Genomic DNA, 752 nt, shown 5'->3' with positions numbered 1-752 from the left:
CAGCTTGCGGCCAATGCATCGGTTAACCTGTCGATGATTGATCAAGATGTCAGCTACGAAATTTTTGACTTGAAAGGTTCCAGCGCAGCAATTCGGTCCCTTCGTTCTGCGTGCGATTCAGAAGTTAGCCAAGAGACGTCCTACGAAGCGCCCGAAGGCATCGTCTATTGTGGTGGCGGAGCGAAAAAACGCGTGATCGAACCGGTAATTTTGGACAACCCGGAGGGAGAATGGGACGCGCGAGTAACGGTCAACGGCAAGTCGATCAGAGCCATGACGGCCTACAGTTACTTTGGAAACTATGAGCCTCCCGCCGGATTTGTCGTCGCCCTGCTTGGGGAGGACAGGTCCGAGTTTCTGATTTTTAGCAAAGGCTCGGCAAACTGGCTGGAATATGGGGACTACCGGTATGATCAGTGCAATTGATGCAGCGTTCAGTACGGCATTTTTCCACAAGATGGGATACCCTTCTGCGCATTACTAAATGGGAAACCTACTGGAAACGGTTCCGCGGCAAAATCTTAAGAAAGCTGAGGAGATGGCTCCGGCGAGATAATTATTCCGCCCGTTTAGCAAGTTTCTGAAACTGAGAGAGTCTTTGTGTGAATTAACTTTTGCGGATTATGTTGACCAGTTCGATATCGGCGGTGTTAGCGCCGCTTTTGGCTATCACTATCTTTCTTGGGAGCTCATTTACCTCAAGCGCACATGCGAAAAACTTCGTTGCTGCAGATTTGCTCCGCCGTTTGGAC

The 752-nt window shown here is 50.0% G+C and carries 2 pseudogenes; one reads left to right on the top strand and one right to left on the bottom strand.

Features of this window, described 5'->3' with window-relative positions:
• Positions 1–426, top strand: a pseudogene (locus tag ACR0MJ_RS20735) (hypothetical protein); the annotation flags it as partial.
• 187 nt (positions 427–613) lie between these two features.
• On the opposite strand, the pseudogene ACR0MJ_RS20730 reads toward ACR0MJ_RS20735, so the two are convergent.
• Positions 614–752: pseudogene (locus ACR0MJ_RS20730) on the bottom strand (IS6 family transposase); the annotation flags it as partial.

The sequence above is a fragment of the Ruegeria sp. C6 genome (assembly GCF_056537625.1).
Note: the sequence above shows the minus strand (reverse complement) of the source record. Positions and strands in the feature narration are given on the sequence as shown.